The following is a 2,212-nucleotide window of genomic DNA, read 5'->3' on the forward strand; positions in this document are numbered from 1 at the left end:
TGTCGACGACGCGCTGAGACTGACCCTCTAGCGGCGGATTGGGACTGACCCCTCCGAGGCTGGAGGGGTGATCGCATTGGAAGACTGGGCTGAGATCCGTCGGTTGCATCGGGCTGAGGGTGTTCCGATCAAGGAGATCGCGCGTCGGTTGGGTGTGGCGCGTAACACGGTCCGTTCGGCGCTTCGGGCGCAGGCGCCGCCGTCGCGTGAGCGTGGCCCTCGTGGTTCGTTGGTGGACGGGGTCGAGCCGCAGATCCGGGCGTTGCTCGCGGAGTTCCCGCGGATGCCTGCGACGGTGATCGCTGAGCGGATCGGGTGGACGAAGTCGCTGACGATCCTGAAAGACCGGGTCCGGGAGCTGCGCCCGTTGTTCGTTCCACCGGACCCGACCGACCGAGTGGAGTACGACCCGGGCGAGGTCGCCCAGTGCGACCTGTGGTTCCCACCCCAGCCGATCCCGGTTGGCAGCGGGGCTGAGCGGATCCTGCCGGTGCTCGCGATGACCTGCGGGTACTCGCGAGTCACGGACGCGGTCATGATCCCCAGTCGGAAGGCCGGAGACATCCTGGCGGGGATGTGGGAGATCGTGGCCGGGTGGGGCGCCTGTCCACGGACCTTGGTCTGGGACCGGGAGGCCGCGATCGGCGGCACCGGGAAGCTCACGACGGAGGCGGCGTCGTTCGCCGGGACGATCGGGGTGCGCATTCGCCTGGCCCCACGCAGGGATCCGGAGTTCAAGGGGTTGGTCGAGCGGCGCAACGGGTTCTTCGAGACCTCGTTCCTGCCTGGGCGCGTGTTCACCTCGCCGTTCGACTTCAACGTCCAGATCAGCGACTGGCTCGTGCAGCGCGCGAACACGCGCGTCCTGCGGGCGATCGGATCGACGACGCCCACGGCCAGGTGGGCGGCGGACCGGGCCGCGATGGTGGCTCTGCCGCCGGTGGCGCCGGCGATCGGGCTCACGCATCGGGTGCGGCTGGGGCGGGACTACTACGTGCGTATCGACGGCAACGACTACTCCGTGGACCCTCGGTGCATCGGCAGGTTCGTCGACGTGCTCGCCACCCCCTCGCGGATGGTCGCCTCGTGCGCCGGGCAGGTCGTGGCTGATCACGACCGCGACTGGGGTCACGCCCGCACGATCACCGATCCCGAGCATCAGGCCACCGCCCGGCTGCTGCGCCAGGACTTGGCCGCCCGCCGGCGGCAGGCCTCGACTCGTTTACACGCCGATGGACACGTCGTGGCGATCCGCGCCTTGCCGGACTACGACGCCCTGTTCGGCGTGGACTTCGACCCCCGCCCCAACCTTGAGGCGGTCCAGGAAAGCGCAGCCGGAGGAACGTAGATGACCACGACAACGAAGAGTAGACCGACACCGGACGGGCTGGGATCCAAGCTCGCCTACCTCACCAGAGTCCTCAAGACACCCACCATCGGGCGGACCTGGGAGACCTTGGCCGACCAAGCCAGACAGGCGAACTGGTCGCACGAGGAGTACCTCGCCGCCGTGTTGGAACGGCAAGTCGCCGACCGCGAGTCCGCCGGCACGACAATGCGGATCCGCACCGCGCACTTCCCAGCGATCAAGACCCTGGAAGACTTCAACCTCGACCACCTGCCGAGCCTCCGCAAGGACGTCCTCGCACACCTGGCCACGGCGACGTTCATCCCGAAGGCGGAGAACGTGATCCTGCTCGGCCCGCCCGGCCTGGGCAAGACACACCTGGCGATCGGGCTCGGGATCAAGGCCACCCACTCCGGCTACTCGGTCCTGTTCGACACCGCGACGAACTGGATCGACCGCCTCGCCCGCGCCCACCACCGCGGCGCCCTGGAAGCCGAGCTGAAGAAGATCCGCCGCTACAAGCTCATCGTCGTCGACGAAGTCGGCTACATCCCCTTCGACACCGACGCAGCGAACCTGTTCTTCCAACTCGTCGCATCTCGCTACGAGACCGGCTCCATCCTCGTCACCTCGAACCTGCCCTTCGGGCGGTGGGGCGAGGTCTTCGGCGACGAAGTCGTCGCCGCCGCGATGATCGACCGCCTCGTGCACCACGCCGAAGTCCTCACCCTCGCAGGCGAGTCCTACCGCACCAGAGCCCGCCGAGAACTCCTCGCAAAGGACCGCGACAAGTAACACGAAACGACCACCGGGGGTCAATCCCAATCCGTCGTTAGGGGGTCAGTTCCAGTCCGCCGTTGACAG

At 67.9% G+C, this 2,212-nt stretch carries 2 protein-coding genes; both read left to right on the top strand.

The annotated features are described in order from the left end of the window. Window positions 1-67 precede the first annotated feature (67 nt). A complete protein-coding gene (gene istA / locus AB0B63_RS32430) occupies window positions 68-1,348 on the top strand; it encodes an IS21 family transposase (RefSeq protein ID WP_357025859.1) in 1,281 nt (426 codons plus the stop codon). Beyond that, on the top strand, window positions 1,349-2,143 hold the full coding sequence (gene istB / locus AB0B63_RS32435; RefSeq protein WP_357025862.1) for an IS21-like element helper ATPase IstB: 795 nt from the start codon (window positions 1,349-1,351) through the stop codon (window positions 2,141-2,143). Window positions 2,144-2,212 lie beyond the last annotated feature (69 nt).

This window comes from Micromonospora sp. NPDC049081, from assembly GCF_040648835.1.
Classification (GTDB): domain Bacteria; phylum Actinomycetota; class Actinomycetes; order Mycobacteriales; family Micromonosporaceae; genus Micromonospora; species Micromonospora antibiotica.

Bases quoted from the DNA above. Each gene is read 5' to 3' on its own strand.
- istB (WP_357025862.1), top strand. From the start codon at position 1,349: ATGACCACGACAACGAAGAGTAGACCGACACCGGACGGGCTGGGATCC.